The following is a 15,903-nucleotide window of genomic DNA, read 5'->3' as shown; positions in this document are numbered from 1 at the left end:
GGCCTTGTACACGACGGGGTATTCCCGAAACGCAATCGTTCACCACGGGCAGCTCAGCGCGGGCGTTCAGCTCATTTCCAAGCCGTTCGCCTCCGAACAGTTTGTGCTACGCGTGCGGGATATTTTGGATCAAAGGTCCGTTGAATTACATGCTTGTTGAATCAGCAACTTGCCAAATGGCAAGGCAGCAGTTGGCGCACAAGCCCATTGATGAATTTTCATCGCCGGCTATTTTGGAACCTTTATCGAGGCATGCACGAGGGCGCAGCATAGATGCAGAAGCGACTAAAGATTGGACCTTACCACGGTTCTGTGGCACGCTTTTGGTGAGGGCGTCACGACCAAGGACTTTCTCGCGGCCTTCTTTATGAATCGGGTTGGGAAGTGAAATTTGGGTGGTTGCTTACCGCCTTCCCGCACAGGAGTGAGAAGATATGAGTGTCGCAGTACCGGCTTTTCTGGCCTCGACGTGACCAATTGGCAGGGCAGCTATTGTGGCCCCGCGCCGATACCGGCGGATCTTTTGTCACGCTGGAATTTCGAGCCTTGGGCACTAGCAATCATGGTCGCGCTGGCACTCTGGGCAGGGCGGAACCGCCCTGGGGCTGCGGCCATAAGCGTGTTGGCATTTGCGTTCCTTTCGCCGCTTTGCGCACTGTCGTCGGCGCTGTTTTCAGCGCGGGTGGTGCATCATGTGCTTCTGGTGGCGGTGGCAGCCCCGCTTTTTGCACTTTCGCGCCCCGCGCGGACGACAACGGGCGTGGGTCTGCCGTTTCTTCAGGCTACGGCCGCGCTGTGGCTGTGGCATGCGCCTGTGGCTTATGACGCGGCCCAGGGGCATATGGCGGTTTTCTGGGCCATGCAGGCGACCCTGTTTGGGAGTGCATATCTCTTCTGGCGTGCAGTGTTTTCGCAACCAGGAGGGTCGGGCGCGGGTTGGGTGTTTCTGGCTTATCTTGCGATGGGGCTGTTGGGCGCGATCCTGACCCTTGCGCCGAATGCGGTCTACGCAACTCACGCGACGGCGCCGCTGCTTTGGGGGCTGTCGCCGCTGTCTGACCAGCAGCTTGGCGGACTGGTGATGTGGATGCCAGCGGGGCTACCGTTCGCTGTGTGGGGGGGGATGCTGGCAAGACGGGTCTGGCGCGAGATGGGAGAACTCCACTGATCTGGATTGAAGGACTGGTCCCGCATCTCAAGGCGCTGCACCTGAGTTTCGTCGCGGTCTGGGTTGCCGGGCTGATCGCCTTGCCCGGCATGTTGGCCCGCCACGACCGCGCGATCTTGCAGGCCGAATTCGCGCAAATCCGCCGCGCCACGCATTTCGGATATGTCTGGGTCATCACGCCAGTGGCGGTTCTGGCAATTTTCACCGGATCAACCCTGATCTTCGTTCGCGAGGTTTTCACCGTTTGGATTTTTGGGAAACTCATCCTCGTCACAGGGCTTGTCGCAATGCATGCATGGGTGGGGCATACGATCATCGCCGTGGCCGAAACGGAAGGGGAGCACGAACCGCCCGAGCCTCTGATTCCAACGATGCTTACTTTCGGTCTGGTGATCGGCGTCCTGTTCCTTGTCCTGGCCAAGCCTCAACTCGGCGAAATATCAATGCCGTCGTGGCTTTTGCAACCTTTGGGTCGTCAATTGCCCTTTGATACACCCAATCCATAGTCGAAAACGAGCTTGCCGCCATGCCACCCCGTAGCCGCCACCACAATGACCGCAAAGCCGGACATGAGGATGCCCCAAGGCAGAATGGCGGTCTCGTATCCGGCCAGCCGCCATCCCCAATTCAGCCCCAACAGGGACAGCAGCATTACCGCGATGACGAAATGCGTCCAAGCTGCAGCGCGGATTCGGATGCCGGGGACCATCAACAATTCCATCGTGCCGCTGGCCCCTGCCAGCAGGCCGAAAAGAAACGCAGTCCCTGTGGCCCAAAGCGCCGCCCAAGCCCAACGTTCCTGCCCAGACCACCAGTAAAGCGCGTCGGCTCCAAAGGCGCAAAATGTCAGCGCCACGGGGAAAGCCACGGTCATGGCATGCAACGGATGACCCCAGATCGCGACGCGGCTTTCGGTTTGTTGAAAGGCTGGATCGTTGGAGATCGGATCTTCCAACGGGGCAATATCCTCTGCCACTTGCCTCATCTTTTGTGTCACCCGAGACTCCTTCGCAGTGTTGCCCTTGTGACAACGCTTTCGATCGCAACCGGTTGCCAAGAACGACTTTCAATGCTGCATCCTGCGGGACCGGCAGCGTATACTATTGCAGATTTGTGGTGGGTCATGCTGACTTGCGGGTTGGCAATCTTTTTTTTCGTTATGGCGTTGTTATTTGCCGCCCTTTATCGCCCCGCTGATCCGTCAAGCAGGGATGAGAGCGGAACCCGTGTCTGGATGTGGGGTCTTGGTCTTGGCTTTCCCCTGGTAACGCTGGCCGCGCTGACAGGATATGGTCTTTCCACCGGTGAGCGATTGCTCGCACGTGACGCGCCCAATCTAGTGACCGTTCAGGCCCAAGCGCGGCAATGGGCGTGGACGTTTCGCTATGGCGAGGGCCGAGTGATTGCAACCGAAGGCGTGCTGCACATTCCGGCGGGTCGCCCCGTGAATGTCGAGATCACCAGCACTGATGTGATCCATTCGTTCTGGGTGCCACGTCTGGCAGGCAAGCTCGATGCGATACCCGGCCATGTGAACGTGCTGCGAATCGAGGCAGCACGTCCGGGCACATATGACGGTCAAAGTGCCGAGTTCAGCGGGCGCGGTTATCGCGAGCATGTGTTTACGGTCGAGGCGCATGATGCGGAGTCATGGGCCACATTCCTGGCACAAGACACACAATGACCGATGCCCGTCCTTTACCCGTCTCGCAGCCGCGTGGAAAGGCGCTACGCCTACACCGGAGCCTTGCGAGAATATGGGGGTCCGATCAGCGTTTTCGTGGCTGGCTCACCACCAGCAATAACAATGACATCGGCGCCGTGTTCCTGATCGTCGCCACTTCGTTCTTCGTCATTGGTGGCATCCTTGCCATGTTGATCCGTGCACAGCTTGCGACACCGGACTCGGCCTTCATGGAGCCCCAGGTCTACAGCCAGATCTTCACGATGCACGGCACTGTGATGATGTTCCTGTTCGCGATCCCGTTTTTCGAGGCGATGTCGATGCTGCTGCTGCCTGGCATGCTGGGCACCCGCGATATGGCCTTCCCGCGTCTTGGGGCCTACGGACTTTGGGTTTATATCTTTGGCGGCAGCGCGGTAATTATCGCGATGCTGATGGGCCTTGCCCCCGATGGTGGCTGGTTCATGTATCCGCCGCTCTCCTCGGCGGCGTTTTCACCGGGGATTGGGGCTGATGTCTGGTTGCTGGGTATCACGTCGATTGAGGTCTCGGCTATCGCGACGGCGATCGAGGTGATCGTGACTGTGCTGCGCTACCGCGCGGCGGGGATGAGTCTGTCGCGAATGCCAATCTTTGCGTGGTATATTCTTGTCGTGTCGGTGATGATCCTGACGGCGTTTCCGCCGATGATCCTTGGCTCGCTACTGCTGGAGGTGGAACGCGCGCTGAACTGGCCGTTCTTTCAGGTGAAAAACGGCGGCGACCCCCTGCTGTGGCAGCACCTATTCTGGCTGTTCGGTCACCCTGAGGTTTATATTATCTTCCTGCCCGCAGCGGGCATGATCGCCACTATCCTGCCGGTTATGGCGCGCACCAATTTGCTCGGCTACGGCTGGGTTGTGGCGGCGGGTGTGTCGCTGGCCGTGCTCAGCTTTGGCCTCTGGGTCCACCACATGTTTACGACCGGTATTCCACATATGGGGCTCGCGTTCTTTTCAGCGGCGTCCACGCTCGTCGCGGTGCCGACTTCGGTCATGATTTTTTCGTGGATTGGAACGTTGTGGAAAGGCCGGGCCAGGATGGAATTGCCGATGCTGTGGATCATGGGGTTCTTTGCAACCTTCGTGATAGGCGGGCTTACAGGGGTGATGCTGGCGGTAGTGCCGTTCAACTGGCAGGTCCACGACACACATTTCGTGGTGGCGCATCTGCACTACGTGCTGATCGGCGGCTATGTCTTTCCGATGGTCGCGGCGATCTACTACTTCATGCCTCTGCTCACCGGGCGGACGCGGTTTTTCAAACTGGGCGAGGTGGCGTTCTGGCTGGTCGTGCCGTCGTTCCACATTACGTTTCTTTCGGTTCACATCGCGGGGTTGCTGGGTCAACGCAGGCGCACCTGGACCTATGACGCGGGTCAGGGATGGACGGAATTGAACCTCGTCGCATCCATCGCATCCTTCGTGATGGCCATCGGCTTTGCCCTGATCATACTTGATGTGGCGGTGAATACGTTTGTCGCCGTGCGGGGGCGGCGCAACCCGTGGCGGGCGGGAACGCTGGAATGGGCGGCGGTAATCCCGTCGCCTGCTTACGGGTTTGCGTCAATCCCCATCGTACAAGGCCGCTACCCGCTGCACGACGACCCGGACCTTGCGCTGCACATCGCGCGGGGCGAGGGCTATCTTGGCGATGCATCCCGGAATCGGCGCGAAACGCTGATCGTGTCAATTGCGCGCGGTGAGCCATCGCAAGTCGTGGTGCTGCAAGGCAATTCCGTGCTGCCTTTCCTGCTGGCCGTTGTCACCAGCATATCCTTTCTGGCCCCCCTGTTCGACGCCTATATAGTCGCGGGCCTTGCGCTTTTGGGCGTGGTTGCGCTTGCGCTTGTCTGGGCATGGGGTCTGGGCGCGCGCGTGGACGAAGGGCATGTTGACGCAGGTCATGGCGCGACGCTGCCGCTGGCATCCGAAAGTCCCGACCCGCCGGGGTGGTGGGGATCGGTATTCCTGCTGCTTGCGGACGGCGTGCATTTCGGATCACTGCTGTTCGGCTATGCGTTCCTGTGGACAGTTGCTCCGAACTGGCCGCCACACTCCTATCTTCAGCCGCAGATATGGGCCGTCATCCTTGCGCTGACGGGTGCGTTGGCGCTGACCGTGGGGCCGCGCCTTGCGGTGCGTGCGATTGCTAGGGGCGGCGCTGTGTGGCCCGCGATTGCCCTTGGAATTGTCGGCGCTTTGGCACTTTCCATCGCTGCAGCGAGCGTGATGCTGGATCGGCCCGACCCTGCCAGCCATGCCTATGACGCCACGTTGTGGTTGCTGGCGGGCCATGTCGGGCTGCACACATTCCTGTCCTCAATCATGCTGTGCTATCTGGCTGCGAGGGTGGCTGCAGGATATGCCTCGCCCGCTCGCATTGGCGAGGCAGGGATCGTGAGGCTCTGGGCGGATTTCACCGTCGCCACTGGGCTCGTAGCACTGGCGGCGGCGTGGTTGCCAGGAGCGTTAGCATGAGCGAAATCCTACGCCTGTCGCTGCCGATTACAGTTTGGCTTGCCGGCTTTAGCGCAGTCTACGCGCTACAGGGGCTGTCTTGTTCGCGCCATTGGCCTGCTGACCTCGACGCCCGCCCGGTTCTGCTTGCCGCCTGGGCTGTTGCCATTGTCCTTCAGCTTATAGCGCTGATGGCAGTCCTCTACGCACCGTCCCCGGCCCGTTTTGTGCAGACGACGGCCACAGCACTTGCCGCGACCGCCCTTGTCACAGCGGTGTGGACCATAATGCCGGTAATTGCCACCTCGGTCTGCCTTTGATCGCTAGCCTTGGCCAGTTTCGGATGTTGCGCGATTGCTTACTTTAGGCGCGGCTCACGAACTACGAAACGCCAGCAGTGCAACTTGGTTTCTTCGATGGCGATCTCCTCCCAGGTCGTGACAAAGCCGGACGCCGGTTCGCCGAACGTCGCCGCCTCACTCGTAAACGGTCCTGAAGTCTTTTGGGACGCGCTTTTGGCGGAGCTCCAGTTCCTCGGCATCTGGATGAGTTGAGGCAGACCGCAGGTTATAGGAGATGTCGTCGACGATATCCTCGCTTAACTCCCCTGAATTGATGGGAATCGAACGGCAGGCCTCGTCATCCCCTCTTCCACAGCCAATACATGATTGGAACCGTCAGCGATCTAACACCATTACAATGCCGCTACTGGCGGAAGCAGGAGGTTGATCCCGCGCATCTTCGAAAATCGAAACAGGTAAGGGGGCGCCTCGTCCTTTGTTCAGGAGGCCCCAGTGAGGCCCCAGTGAGGCCGCAGTGAGGCCCCAAAAATCAGGAGAAGCTCATGGATATTCTCGTGCGCCACCGGCGCATAACGATCGGAGGCGTCGATGCTTTCTATCGAGAGGCTGGGCAGGAGAATGCTCCGGTCCTGCTTCTTCCCCACGGCTATCCATGTTCCTCATACGAGTTCCGCAATCTCATACCGCGCTTGGCGGATCGTTGGCGGCTCGTCGCGCCGGACTATCCGGGTGCCGGCTATAGCGGAACGCCTGACGACTTCGACTATAGCTTCGATGGCTATGCAGCTTTCCTCGACGACCTCGTACAGGCGCTCGGCATCGACCGCTTTGCCCTTTATCTTCACGATTTTGGATGCCCGATCGGAACACGGCTCGCGATCAGGCGGCCGGAGCGCATTGCAGCGCTCATCATTCAGAATGGCGACATACCTTACGAGGATTCGCTGGGGCCCAAATACGCGGATATCGAGAAAACCTGGACGCTGTCCGATGAGCGAATGAGGGAACAGTTAGCAGAGGCGGTGACGGAAGACGGCTTCAGGGAGGAGTTTCTAAATGCGGTGAGGCCCGAATTGGCCGGCTGCATTCCGCCCGATCTATGGCAGCTGCATTGGTCCCTCATGACCCCCAAACGCAAGGAGATCGCAATCGAGTTGATCGCTGGACTGAAAGAAAACCGCGCCTGGTTTCCCGAGCATCGGCACTACTTGCGCAATTACCAGCCACCCACGCTCATCGTATGGGGTCCCGAAGACCACTATATGCCCGAAAAGTCGGCGCGCGCTTACCTACGCGATCTTCCGAAGGCCGAGCTCCACCTACTTGACGGCGGACACTGGCTGCTCGAGACGCATCTTGACCAGGTAGTAGGGCTTGTTCGTGATTTCCTCGATCGGGTGCATTCAGCGTGAGAAGTGGGGTGCCATATGGCATTCCTCGCCGACGAACCTTAGTCCGGACCGACGATCCGCAGCCGGTGCGCCATCGCGGCTGCAGCGCCGCGGCTAGGGACGGAAAGCTTGCTCAATATGTTGGAAACGTGGACGCTCGCCGTTTTCGAGGAGATAAGCAGATTGTTGGCGATCTCGCGATTGCTCAACCCCGCTGCGACAAGCCGAAGCACCTCAAATTCTCGATCCGTCAGGCCGAGGGGAGTCTTTGATATACCTGTGTCCTCGCCATCGCGCAGATCAATCCGGGCCTTTGCGGCGATGGTCCCGATCTGTTTGTCGAGGAGGGAAGCCCCAATAGAATGGGCGATACTCGCTCCACGCCGGAAATGGCCCGCGCCCTTCGCGCGCTTGCCCGCATTCACGGCAGCACGACCAGCCTGCATAAGCGCATAGGCCTGCCGGAAGGGCTGGCTCAAGTCAGCCCAGCTTTGGGCAACCGCTTCCCAGGCATCGAGGTCGGAATTCCTATTGCGCGACATCTCGGCCGAGATGCCCAGCTTTTCGGCTTCCTCTACCACATTGCGGCATGGGGTCTGAGCGGCAAGGTCGGCGAGCTGCCGGGCAGCATCATTTTCGCTCGCATCGATGGCAACACGCATGGCCGAGGCAAGTAGCGCCCAAGAAGTGCAGCCTCGCTTCTCCAAATATGTCTGAGCGGATCTCACCAAGATCCGAGCCTGTTCCATATCGCCGGCCAGCGCCCGGCTTTCGATGTCGAATCTCAGAAGATTGGCCGCCATGCGGCCCGCAACTTGAGGCCCCGGTGGCAGATTGCGCAAGGATGTTGCCGCCACGGCGATTCGATTCGCATCGCCCAATACCATGGCGATCTCCGCCTGGCATTCGAATACGTGGACAAGCCCCAGAGGCAACGGATCCAAAGCCGCCATCCGTTCACAAGTCTCAATGGCTTCGGATACGCGGCCCATGGCAAGAAAGGCGCTGCACAAAGGCGAGCCCACGATCGCCCCGATATACCGGGCCTGGCCGAACTCGACGGTACGCGCAAGGATCGCCGGTCCGATTTCGATGACCTGAGCGTAATCGCCTCTATCGCGCAGAGCCTGAAGCAGCGCTGCGCCTGCCAGCACCTCGACCCGGCCGATGGAGACCTGCCGGGCGCGCGAAGACACGCTCCATAGGGCATCGACGTGAGAACTGTCCGATGGCATGTCCACACACGCCGCGACGATTATTGCCTCGATGCGGTACTCCTCGTCATCGAGCCTCTCCGCCAGAATCTTCAGTTCGCTGCCCAGGCGCCTGGCACGATCGAATTCTCCCCGCAATATCAGTGCGCGGGAAAACTGTCCCAGTCCGTCCGCACGCAGCCTTGTGGGATCTCGCGCGTAATCAAGGGCGCGTTCAAGGTCGGTGATCTCGCCTGGGATAAGCGCGTGCTGACGCATCACCGCGCGCTGCAGAAGAAGCGCTGCCAGTTGCTCGCCGTCGCGCTCGGCATCCACTTCGGCGAGTGCGCGTTCGACAAAGGCCAGACCTTGTTCGGCCTCTGCTGCCCAGCAGGCGGCGTCGGCAGCGAGTTCCAGAACCTTGCAGTGACCTGCGCCGATCAATTCGACAGCATTGTCGACCTCGGGCCATGCTGCCAGCACGAGTTTCAACATCTCCATCTGGTCTACATAGGCGAAGGCGGCAGCGGCTTCGGCCGCCGCATGCCAAGCCCATTTCAGGCAACTCTCGGCCTGGCCGGCGCCGTGCCAGTGGCGTGCGAGCGCAACGGAATGCCAAATCCGGTGGCTTGGGGCCGGTCCGCGCTCCAGTATTTCGGCATAGGTGCGGTGGATGGCTACTTTTTCGCCAGCGATTAGGTCACCTCGCACAGCTTCATGGATGAGTGCATGGCGGAACGCATATCCGTCCCCATCAGGGATCAGGATGCCCGCCAAGATCGCCGGGCGCAGCGACTCAGCCAAGTCACGGTCAGAGGTATTTGCCACGCTGCGAAGCAGCGCATGGCTCATATGCGGACCGCCGAGCGCCATCATCTTCAGCAGCTCGGCCGTTGACGCTGGCATTTCTCTGACGGATCTCATCAAGTAATCGTTGAGCGAACCGGGAAAATCTGTCCGCAAGCTTCCGCTCACATCGATGAGCGCCTCCGTGAACAGCGGGATTCCGCATCCTCGCGCATGGACCTCATTGACCATGGCAGGTGTCGGCGGGCGACCGAGGAGCCCCTCAAGTTGCAAGGAAATCTCCCCGCGGGTAAGGCGAGGAAGCTTCAACACTCCGGCACCCTCGTGAAGGGAGAGATCCGCGATGATCGACCGCAAGGCGTGTCCGCCGTTAATCTCCTCGGGTCGATAGGTGACGATCAGCATGAGTCGAATGTTCCTTAGCCGCGCCGTAAGGAAGCGAAGCAGATCGCAAGTGGCTTGATCCGCCCAGTGAATATCCTCCACGACCAGCACGAGAGGTTTCTCCCTTGCGAGTTCTTCGAACAGCTTTCTGAGCGCTTCGAACAGCCGTGCTCTTGTGATGCCCGCGTCAAACCTCGCAGAGGTCTCGCCGAATTCGGGAAGAAGCCACGCCAATTCGCGTGCACCCTCAGTGCCGACAAGCGACCGGACCGCAGGCCCACCACGCAGTTGAACCAGTTCGTGCAGCACTGCCGTCACAGGCGCATAGGGCAAGGCCGATTCCTGCTGCTCAACACACCCGCCCTTCAGGATCAGGGCACGGCCTGAGAGCCGACCAGCGAACTCGTTTACCAGCCGGCTCTTTCCGCCACCTGCTTCTGCCCCGAGAAGAAGCGAACGTTGCCGACAGCCGGAGACATCTCGGAAGGCGGATTCCATCGAATCGAGTTCTGCTGAGCGGCCTGAGAACCGGGTCCTTCTGAGGAATGTCGACATAAGATGCTCCGGTACGCGGCGTTCGAGATTAGCAGAGCTGGCGACGCAGTCACCCATTTGGCACGGACATCACTTGAGCAGCGATGTTCAGGCCCGAAACCCCTGCCGGAACACTTACCCTCCCAAAAGTGTATTTCGAGCCAGTCGTACTGAAGATGCCCGATGCGGCACCCCCTACCTTAGAAACACAATGGGACAGATGCGGACGTCGCGTGATGCGCGCCAGATTCTCTGTGATTTCGTCGGGGCGGCAGGACCCATCGACATATGAAACCAAGGAAGGATTGGTTGGATGAAACTCTTCTATGCTCCCGGATTTAGCAGCATCGCCGACCACATCGCGATGCTTGAAGCCGGGCTTCGGTTTGATCTCATCAAGGTGGATATCTGGACCAAGCAGGTCGAAGGCGGCGGCAACTACACGGACATCAATCCCAAGGGTTACATCCCGGCCTTGATGTTCGACGACGGAGAACTTTTGACGGAGAATGCCGCGATCCTTGCCTGGGTAGCGGACCGGGCTCCGAATCTCGCGCCGCGCGGCGAACTCGGCCGATACAGGCTCATCGAGATGCTGAGCTTCCTCGCCAGCGAGATTCACAAGCGCTTTCCCATCTACTTCTCGGTGTCCGAGGAATCGAAGGCGGTTCTCCGCGAAGAGATTCTTCAGCGCTTCGGCCTTCTGGCCGGCAGGCTGGAGAGCGCGAACTATCTCTTTGGCGAGAATTTCACCGCGGCAGACCCCTACCTCTTTATGCTGGCGCGTGGCGCGCTAGAACTCGAGCTTCCGCTTGCCAGTTGCTTTCGCGATTATGTCGACCGCATCGAGGCGCGTCCCTCTGTACGGGAGGCAGAACGACGCGAATCGGCTTGACCGCGCTTGCCGTGAGAATCAGCACAGAGCTCAAGCCAACCGGAGGATAGGATGCAAACAGGTCATCGCGTGATCCGCAGCAGCGGACTGGAAATTGCAACGGAAGCGTTCGGCGACCCGTCGCACCCGCCCGTCATTCTGATCATGGGCGGAATGGCGTCGATGTTGTGGTGGCATGAGAGCTTCTGCCTGCGCTTGGCCGAGCAAGGTCGCTTCGTCATCCGCTATGACCAGCGCGATACCGGCCTTTCGACGAAATATCCTCCCGGCCGGCCGGGCTACACTTTCGACGACGCCGTCGATGACGTCTTTCGCGTGCTCGACGGCTATGGGATTTCGACTGTCCATCTGGTCGGCTTTTCCCTCGGGGGCATGGTCGGCCAGGTGGCAGCACTGAAGAGACCGGAGCGGGTTCTTTCCCTGACGGCGATCAGCACCTCGCCGGTCGGGGTGGACAATTCGCACTTCCCTCCGAGCGGCGAGGCCTGGATGGAACACATGGCCGTGGAGGCCGACTGGTCGGACCGGGCAGATGCGGTCGGTTATCTGGTCGATGACGCGCGCCTGACGGCCGGAACAGCACATCCTTTCGACGAAGCCGGGACCCGAGCCTTCATCGAACGGGATTTCGACCGGTCCGGGGGCTATCTCAGCGCCACCAACCACAGCGTCCTCTTTGAAATCGGCGAGACATGGCAAGGCCGGCTCAACGAGATGAAAGTGCCGCTTCTTGTCGTTCATGGCACAGCCGATCCGGTTTTCCCGTTGGCACACGGTGAGGCCCTCGCGCGCACGGTCGCTGAAGCGACGCTTGTGAAGATCGAGGGTGGTGGCCACGAAATTCATCCGCAGGACTGGCGAGAGATCATTTCTGCTATCGATGAACATCTCGGAAGACGAACCTAATGACTTGGACAAAACCAAGTGGGAGTAGAGACATTGGATCTTGCCGACTTTTATGACGCGGAACTGAAGCTGCACAACGCGCATTTGCGCGCCGCCGCCAGCGTTGGAATCGGTGACCGTGTGCTCGATATCGGTTGCGGAGCGGGACAATCGACGCGTGAGGCCGCCCGTGTCGCGGTCGAAGGCCATGCGACCGGCGTCGACGTGTCCGCGGAGATGCTCCAGGTTGCCCGACGACGCGCCAACGAAGCGGGGTTGCGAAACGTTGCGTTTGAGCAGGGTGATGCCCAGCACTACGCGTTTCCCACCGCGAGCTTTGACCTCTGCATCAGCCGGTTCGGCGTCATGTTCTTTGCTGATCCGGCCGCGGCGTTTGCCAATATCGCCCGCGCGATGCGTCCCGGCGCGCGCCTTATGTGGATGGTGTGGCAGGGTCAGGAGCGCAATGCGTGGTCTGGCGCGATTCGGCGAACCCTTGCGCCGGCGACCGCCGAGTCGGCAGATGCCGCCAAGGCGTTTTCACTTGGCGACCCCACCCTCACCACCGAACTTCTCAGCGCGGCCGGATTTGTTTCGATCGAATTTTCCGACGTGCGAGAACCGGTCTTCTATGGGCCGGACGTTGATAGCGCATATGACGCACTCATCGACGTCTTTCTTGTGAAGGATATGCTCGCGCGAACCGAGGAAGCGACCGAAACGGTGTTGCATCGGCTGCGCGATTTGCTGGAGGCGCATATGACCCCGGAGGGCGTACTCTTCGACTCCTGCGCGTGGATCATTACCGCCCGCAGGGTTGCTTGATTACTCCAATGGTCGTCAACAGCGCGTTAACCTCGAAAATTTGCGACAGGCCCCATGGGATCCTGTTGTTGCTGAAATGGCCCGCCACGAAGGCGGGCAAAAAATGGGCCACGGTCCAGGCGGGCGTAGCTGATATGAACGGAGCGTTCACAACTGGTTCACACGCAAGTGTGTACTTACGAACACATGGGGTGAATGCGGTCTTCGTCGTCCCCTTAGATCGTGTTCGGTCATAGGGCTCGCCGGCATTGGCGGGCCCGCTCCGTCTTCGGGCAACGTCCGGCTCCGCACAATCAGTGATCATAACGGAACGATTGGCCTCTAGAAGACTTGGATAGCTGACACCACAATAACTACGAGGATCAAATTATGAAGAAGATCATCACCGCAGGTGTTGCAGCTGTCGCTGCTGTCGTCTCATTCGCATCCACGGCAAGTGCAGATACGATAGTCAAGTACAAGAACGGCTGGCACCGCCCTCATGCGACCGTCGTCGTCCGTCCGCGCGCGAGAGTGTACGTAGCGCCGCGTCGCGTCTATGTGGCGCCGCGCGTCGTTTATCGGGACGACTGCTTTACGAAAAAAGTAAGGCGCGTGAACAACTACGGCAACGTGGTAATAAAGCGCGTTCGTGTTTGCCGTTGACGGCTTATATGGAAAAGAACGGCCCGACAGGAAATGTCGGGCTTTTTTGTGGGCGTGATGAGGTTGGACGGCCTCCTACCTTGGGGCGAGTGCATTTGGGACGCCGAGCCTCATTGACGTTCGCAAGGCTAATTGCCGCGCCGACGAAATCGCCCGCACCCGGGACGAGACCTAGCAGGGCATTTGCACAGAGGCGGATATTGGGTACCGGCGACGATCAGGACAGTATCCATAACCTGCGCGACCGTTAGTAGGCGACGGAGGCGCCTCTCGAAATCCGACAGATGTTCCGCATTTCTGGCGAGCACTGAACTCCTGTATTCGCAACGTGTCACCCGAAATGCACTCTTGTCCAACCCGTTCCTATAGCCGAAGCGGGATCTTTCGATGAAGATTTGAGCGAGCGAAAGGCCGCGATCTTGCAGATGTGTTCTCAATTCGCGGACCAGTCTATTTGCCGTCTTCGGGTGAGACCGCGGGCGCGATGTCCGTTTGGGATGGCACAGCCAAAGGGTCTAAGCCTTCTTCATCCGTTGGCCGTTCGTCGTTGATCCCATCATGTTTAATCGCGTTGGCAGGCACGGATACCCTGTCCGATGAAATAGGTGCTGGGGTTTTGGAACCGTCAGCCGCGGCCACGCGCCAGACTGTATTGCCGGCATCATCAGCGATGAGCAAGGCGCCAGTTCCGTCGATTGAGAGACCCACCGGCCGACCCCGCGCTTCGTCTCCTTCAATAAAGCCGGTCACGACGTCCTGTGCTTTACCTGAAGGTTTCCCGCGCTTGAATGGGACATAAATAACCTTGTAGCCATTGAAAGCATTGCGGTTCCAACTGCCGCGATTTCCGACAAATGCTCCTTCACGGAAGTCGGCCGGCAGCGCAGAATCGTTGCTGAAGGCCAGTCCGAGTGCAGCGACGTGGCTTGTCAGGGCATAGTCCGGCTCGAGCGCCATCTTGACGAGGTCCGGCCGCTGCGGATGGACCCGTGGATCGACATGCTGACCGTAATAACTCCACGGCCAGCCATAGAAGCCGCCCTCCTTCACAGAGGTAAGATAATCCGGAACAAGATTGGGCCCGAGTTCGTCACGCTCGTTGACAACGGTCCAGAGTTCGCCGGTCTCAGGGTGAAAGTTCAGTCCGTTGGGGTTTCGGAGACCCGATGCAAAGACCTTAGCCGCCCCAGTTACCCGATCGACCTGCCAGATCGCCGCGCGTCCCTTCTCGGCTTCCAAGCCGCGCTCGCCCGCGTTGGAGTTTGACCCTATCGAAACATAGAGGAACCGCCCATCCGGGCCCAATGCAAGGTCTTTCGTCCAATGATGATTGATGGGACCGCCCGGAAGTGGCGTCAGGACTGTCGCCTTATCGATGATGGCGCCGCCGCCCAATTGATACGGATAGGCGAGGATGGCGTCCGCGGCCGCGACGTAGAGCGTTCCATCGTGCCAAGCGACGCCAAACGGCGAGTTCAGTCCCTTGAGGATATCGGTACGCTCATCGACGACGCCGTCGCGATCAGTGTCGCGTAGAAGGGTGATGAGATTGGTCTCCTTGGCCCCGCCTCCGCCTCCCGCCGCTATGCTCATGATCCACCCCCGGATGATGTCCTTGGGTCGGTTAAGCGGTTTGCCCTCCGGAGCTTTTGATTGAACCACGAGCACGTCACCGTTTGGCAGTGTATGCACCGTGCGAGGGTTTGCGAGGTCCTTCGCGAATGCGGATACGACAAATCCATCCAGAACTTTTGGGCTCTGGCCATCCTTCCAACCGACCACTTCGGCGACTTTAAGATCGGGCAACAGGCTCTGAGATGGTTCGGGCAGTACCGGATCGGTCCCCAGTTGCCGCGTCACATCGAAATCGCCATTGTCGCCGCATCCGAAAAGCAAGAGACATGAACTTACAGCGATCGCGGGAATGGCAATTCTACACATTTTCTGGCCCCCTGCGACTAAGGAGGGCCACGACCATCATCAAAATCAGCGTCAGAATGGAGGTCGTGATCCCCCAGGGAACGACCGCCGTCCAGCCGTCCGCAGTGTGAATAAGACTGTTCAGGATGGCTAAGCCGAGAACAGCGATCCAGCCCAGAATATTGAGCCAGGCTAGCCCTGACGCACCCCCAATACTTCGTATGCCAGCCACGACGCCTGCCAATACGCCGAACACCACTCCTGCAAAAAGCAGCCACTCGGAGAAGTGGAGCCAGAGAAGGTTCGAAGTCTGCCAATAGGCGATGTCCGTAATGACGGTGAGGGAAAAGCAGGCTACGGGAAAAGACAACAGGTATCTTTGGACCAATTCTCCCGGTGGTGTCGTCGCGGGTACTGTTTGAAAAGTCATTGGATTACCGGAGCTGGGCTGATGATCAATCCTTACGCGCGGCGCAACGAAAGGTTCCCTGAACATTGTGCGATCACCGGACGCTACCGGTCATCCCGCGATCGTCGAAGTAGTGCGCCAACGCTTCTACATCCGCGTCGATGAGATCCTTTACGGCACGCGCCATCAGGTCGCGATAGGTTCCGCCGCCACGGGCGCCATCGCGGAGAAGCCGGAGTTGGTTCCGGATATAGCCTCCGCTGAGACTGCGCAGCGATGGGTAGGCAGGGTTTAGCGCCGAGGGCTCGTTGGAACAGCTGGCAAGAAGAGTGAGAAAACCACAGGGACAGGTCGTTCGGATCG

At 59.5% G+C, this 15,903-nt stretch carries 14 protein-coding genes; 10 read left to right on the top strand and 4 right to left on the bottom strand.

Annotation, left to right across the window (positions count from 1 at the left end; genetic code table 11):
• Positions 1-622: 622 nt before the first annotated feature.
• A complete protein-coding gene (locus AC2YI2_RS19020) occupies positions 623-1,168 on the top strand; it encodes a cytochrome c oxidase assembly protein (protein WP_487388047.1) in 546 nt (181 codons plus the stop codon).
• Positions 1,114-1,674 (top strand): CopD family protein, encoded by a 561-nt coding sequence (locus AC2YI2_RS19015; RefSeq protein WP_487388046.1) that lies wholly within the window; start codon positions 1,114-1,116, stop codon positions 1,672-1,674. The genes AC2YI2_RS19020 and AC2YI2_RS19015 overlap by 55 nt, the downstream gene beginning before the upstream one ends.
• Here AC2YI2_RS19015 and AC2YI2_RS19010 read toward each other — a convergent pair.
• Positions 1,644-2,165 (bottom strand): DUF2231 domain-containing protein, encoded by a 522-nt coding sequence (locus tag AC2YI2_RS19010; RefSeq protein ID WP_487388045.1) that lies wholly within the window; start codon positions 2,163-2,165, stop codon positions 1,644-1,646. The genes AC2YI2_RS19015 and AC2YI2_RS19010 overlap by 31 nt on opposite strands.
• A gap of 72 nt (positions 2,166-2,237) precedes the next feature.
• Between AC2YI2_RS19010 and AC2YI2_RS19005 the strand changes: the two genes are divergently transcribed.
• The 4 genes from AC2YI2_RS19005 (at position 2,238) to AC2YI2_RS18990 (ending at position 7,064) form a co-directional block, all read left to right on the top strand.
• Positions 2,238-2,852, top strand: a complete 615-nt coding sequence (locus AC2YI2_RS19005; RefSeq protein WP_487388044.1) for a cytochrome c oxidase subunit II — start codon at positions 2,238-2,240, stop codon at positions 2,850-2,852.
• Complete coding sequence (locus AC2YI2_RS19000) at positions 2,849-5,371, top strand: cbb3-type cytochrome c oxidase subunit I (RefSeq protein WP_487388043.1); 2,523 nt, start codon at positions 2,849-2,851, stop codon at positions 5,369-5,371. The genes AC2YI2_RS19005 and AC2YI2_RS19000 overlap by 4 nt, the downstream gene beginning before the upstream one ends.
• On the top strand, positions 5,368-5,670 hold the full coding sequence (locus AC2YI2_RS18995) for a hypothetical protein (protein ID WP_487388042.1): 303 nt from the start codon (positions 5,368-5,370) through the stop codon (positions 5,668-5,670). The genes AC2YI2_RS19000 and AC2YI2_RS18995 overlap by 4 nt, the downstream gene beginning before the upstream one ends.
• A gap of 524 nt (positions 5,671-6,194) precedes the next feature.
• Complete coding sequence (locus AC2YI2_RS18990) at positions 6,195-7,064, top strand: alpha/beta fold hydrolase (RefSeq protein ID WP_487388041.1); 870 nt, start codon at positions 6,195-6,197, stop codon at positions 7,062-7,064.
• A gap of 38 nt (positions 7,065-7,102) precedes the next feature.
• Here AC2YI2_RS18990 and AC2YI2_RS18985 read toward each other — a convergent pair whose 3' ends face one another.
• Complete coding sequence (locus AC2YI2_RS18985) at positions 7,103-9,982, bottom strand: helix-turn-helix transcriptional regulator (protein ID WP_487388040.1); 2,880 nt, start codon at positions 9,980-9,982, stop codon at positions 7,103-7,105.
• 292 nt (positions 9,983-10,274) lie between these two features.
• Here AC2YI2_RS18985 and AC2YI2_RS18980 point away from each other — a divergent pair, with 292 nt between their 5' ends.
• The 4 genes from AC2YI2_RS18980 (at position 10,275) to AC2YI2_RS18965 (ending at position 13,211) form a co-directional block, all read left to right on the top strand.
• Positions 10,275-10,856 carry a glutathione S-transferase N-terminal domain-containing protein gene (locus tag AC2YI2_RS18980; RefSeq protein ID WP_487388039.1) on the top strand — a complete coding sequence of 194 codons (582 nt, stop codon included), beginning with the start codon at positions 10,275-10,277 and terminating at the stop codon, positions 10,854-10,856.
• A gap of 51 nt (positions 10,857-10,907) precedes the next feature.
• Positions 10,908-11,762, top strand: a complete 855-nt coding sequence (locus tag AC2YI2_RS18975) for an alpha/beta fold hydrolase (RefSeq protein WP_487388038.1) — start codon at positions 10,908-10,910, stop codon at positions 11,760-11,762.
• A 33-nt stretch (positions 11,763-11,795) separates the two neighbouring features.
• Complete coding sequence (locus AC2YI2_RS18970; protein WP_487388037.1) at positions 11,796-12,566, top strand: class I SAM-dependent methyltransferase; 771 nt, start codon at positions 11,796-11,798, stop codon at positions 12,564-12,566.
• A 369-nt stretch (positions 12,567-12,935) separates the two neighbouring features.
• The gene (locus AC2YI2_RS18965) at positions 12,936-13,211 is read left to right on the top strand and encodes a hypothetical protein (protein ID WP_487388036.1); all 276 of its coding nucleotides are present in this window, start codon (positions 12,936-12,938) and stop codon (positions 13,209-13,211) included.
• A 450-nt stretch (positions 13,212-13,661) separates the two neighbouring features.
• On the opposite strand, the gene AC2YI2_RS18960 is transcribed toward AC2YI2_RS18965, so the two are convergent.
• Positions 13,662-15,152: a PQQ-dependent sugar dehydrogenase gene (locus AC2YI2_RS18960; protein WP_487388035.1), complete on the bottom strand. Its 1,491-nt coding sequence runs from the start codon at positions 15,150-15,152 to the stop codon at positions 13,662-13,664.
• Positions 15,145-15,627: a DUF2231 domain-containing protein gene (locus tag AC2YI2_RS18955; protein WP_487388034.1), complete on the bottom strand. Its 483-nt coding sequence runs from the start codon at positions 15,625-15,627 to the stop codon at positions 15,145-15,147. The genes AC2YI2_RS18960 and AC2YI2_RS18955 overlap by 8 nt, the downstream gene beginning before the upstream one ends.
• Positions 15,628-15,903: the final 276 nt, after the last annotated feature.

Source organism: Rhizobium sp. SRI_017 (assembly GCF_057586295.1).
The sequence above is the reverse complement of the archived record's forward strand: the minus strand, read 5'-3'. Positions and strand labels throughout refer to the sequence as shown.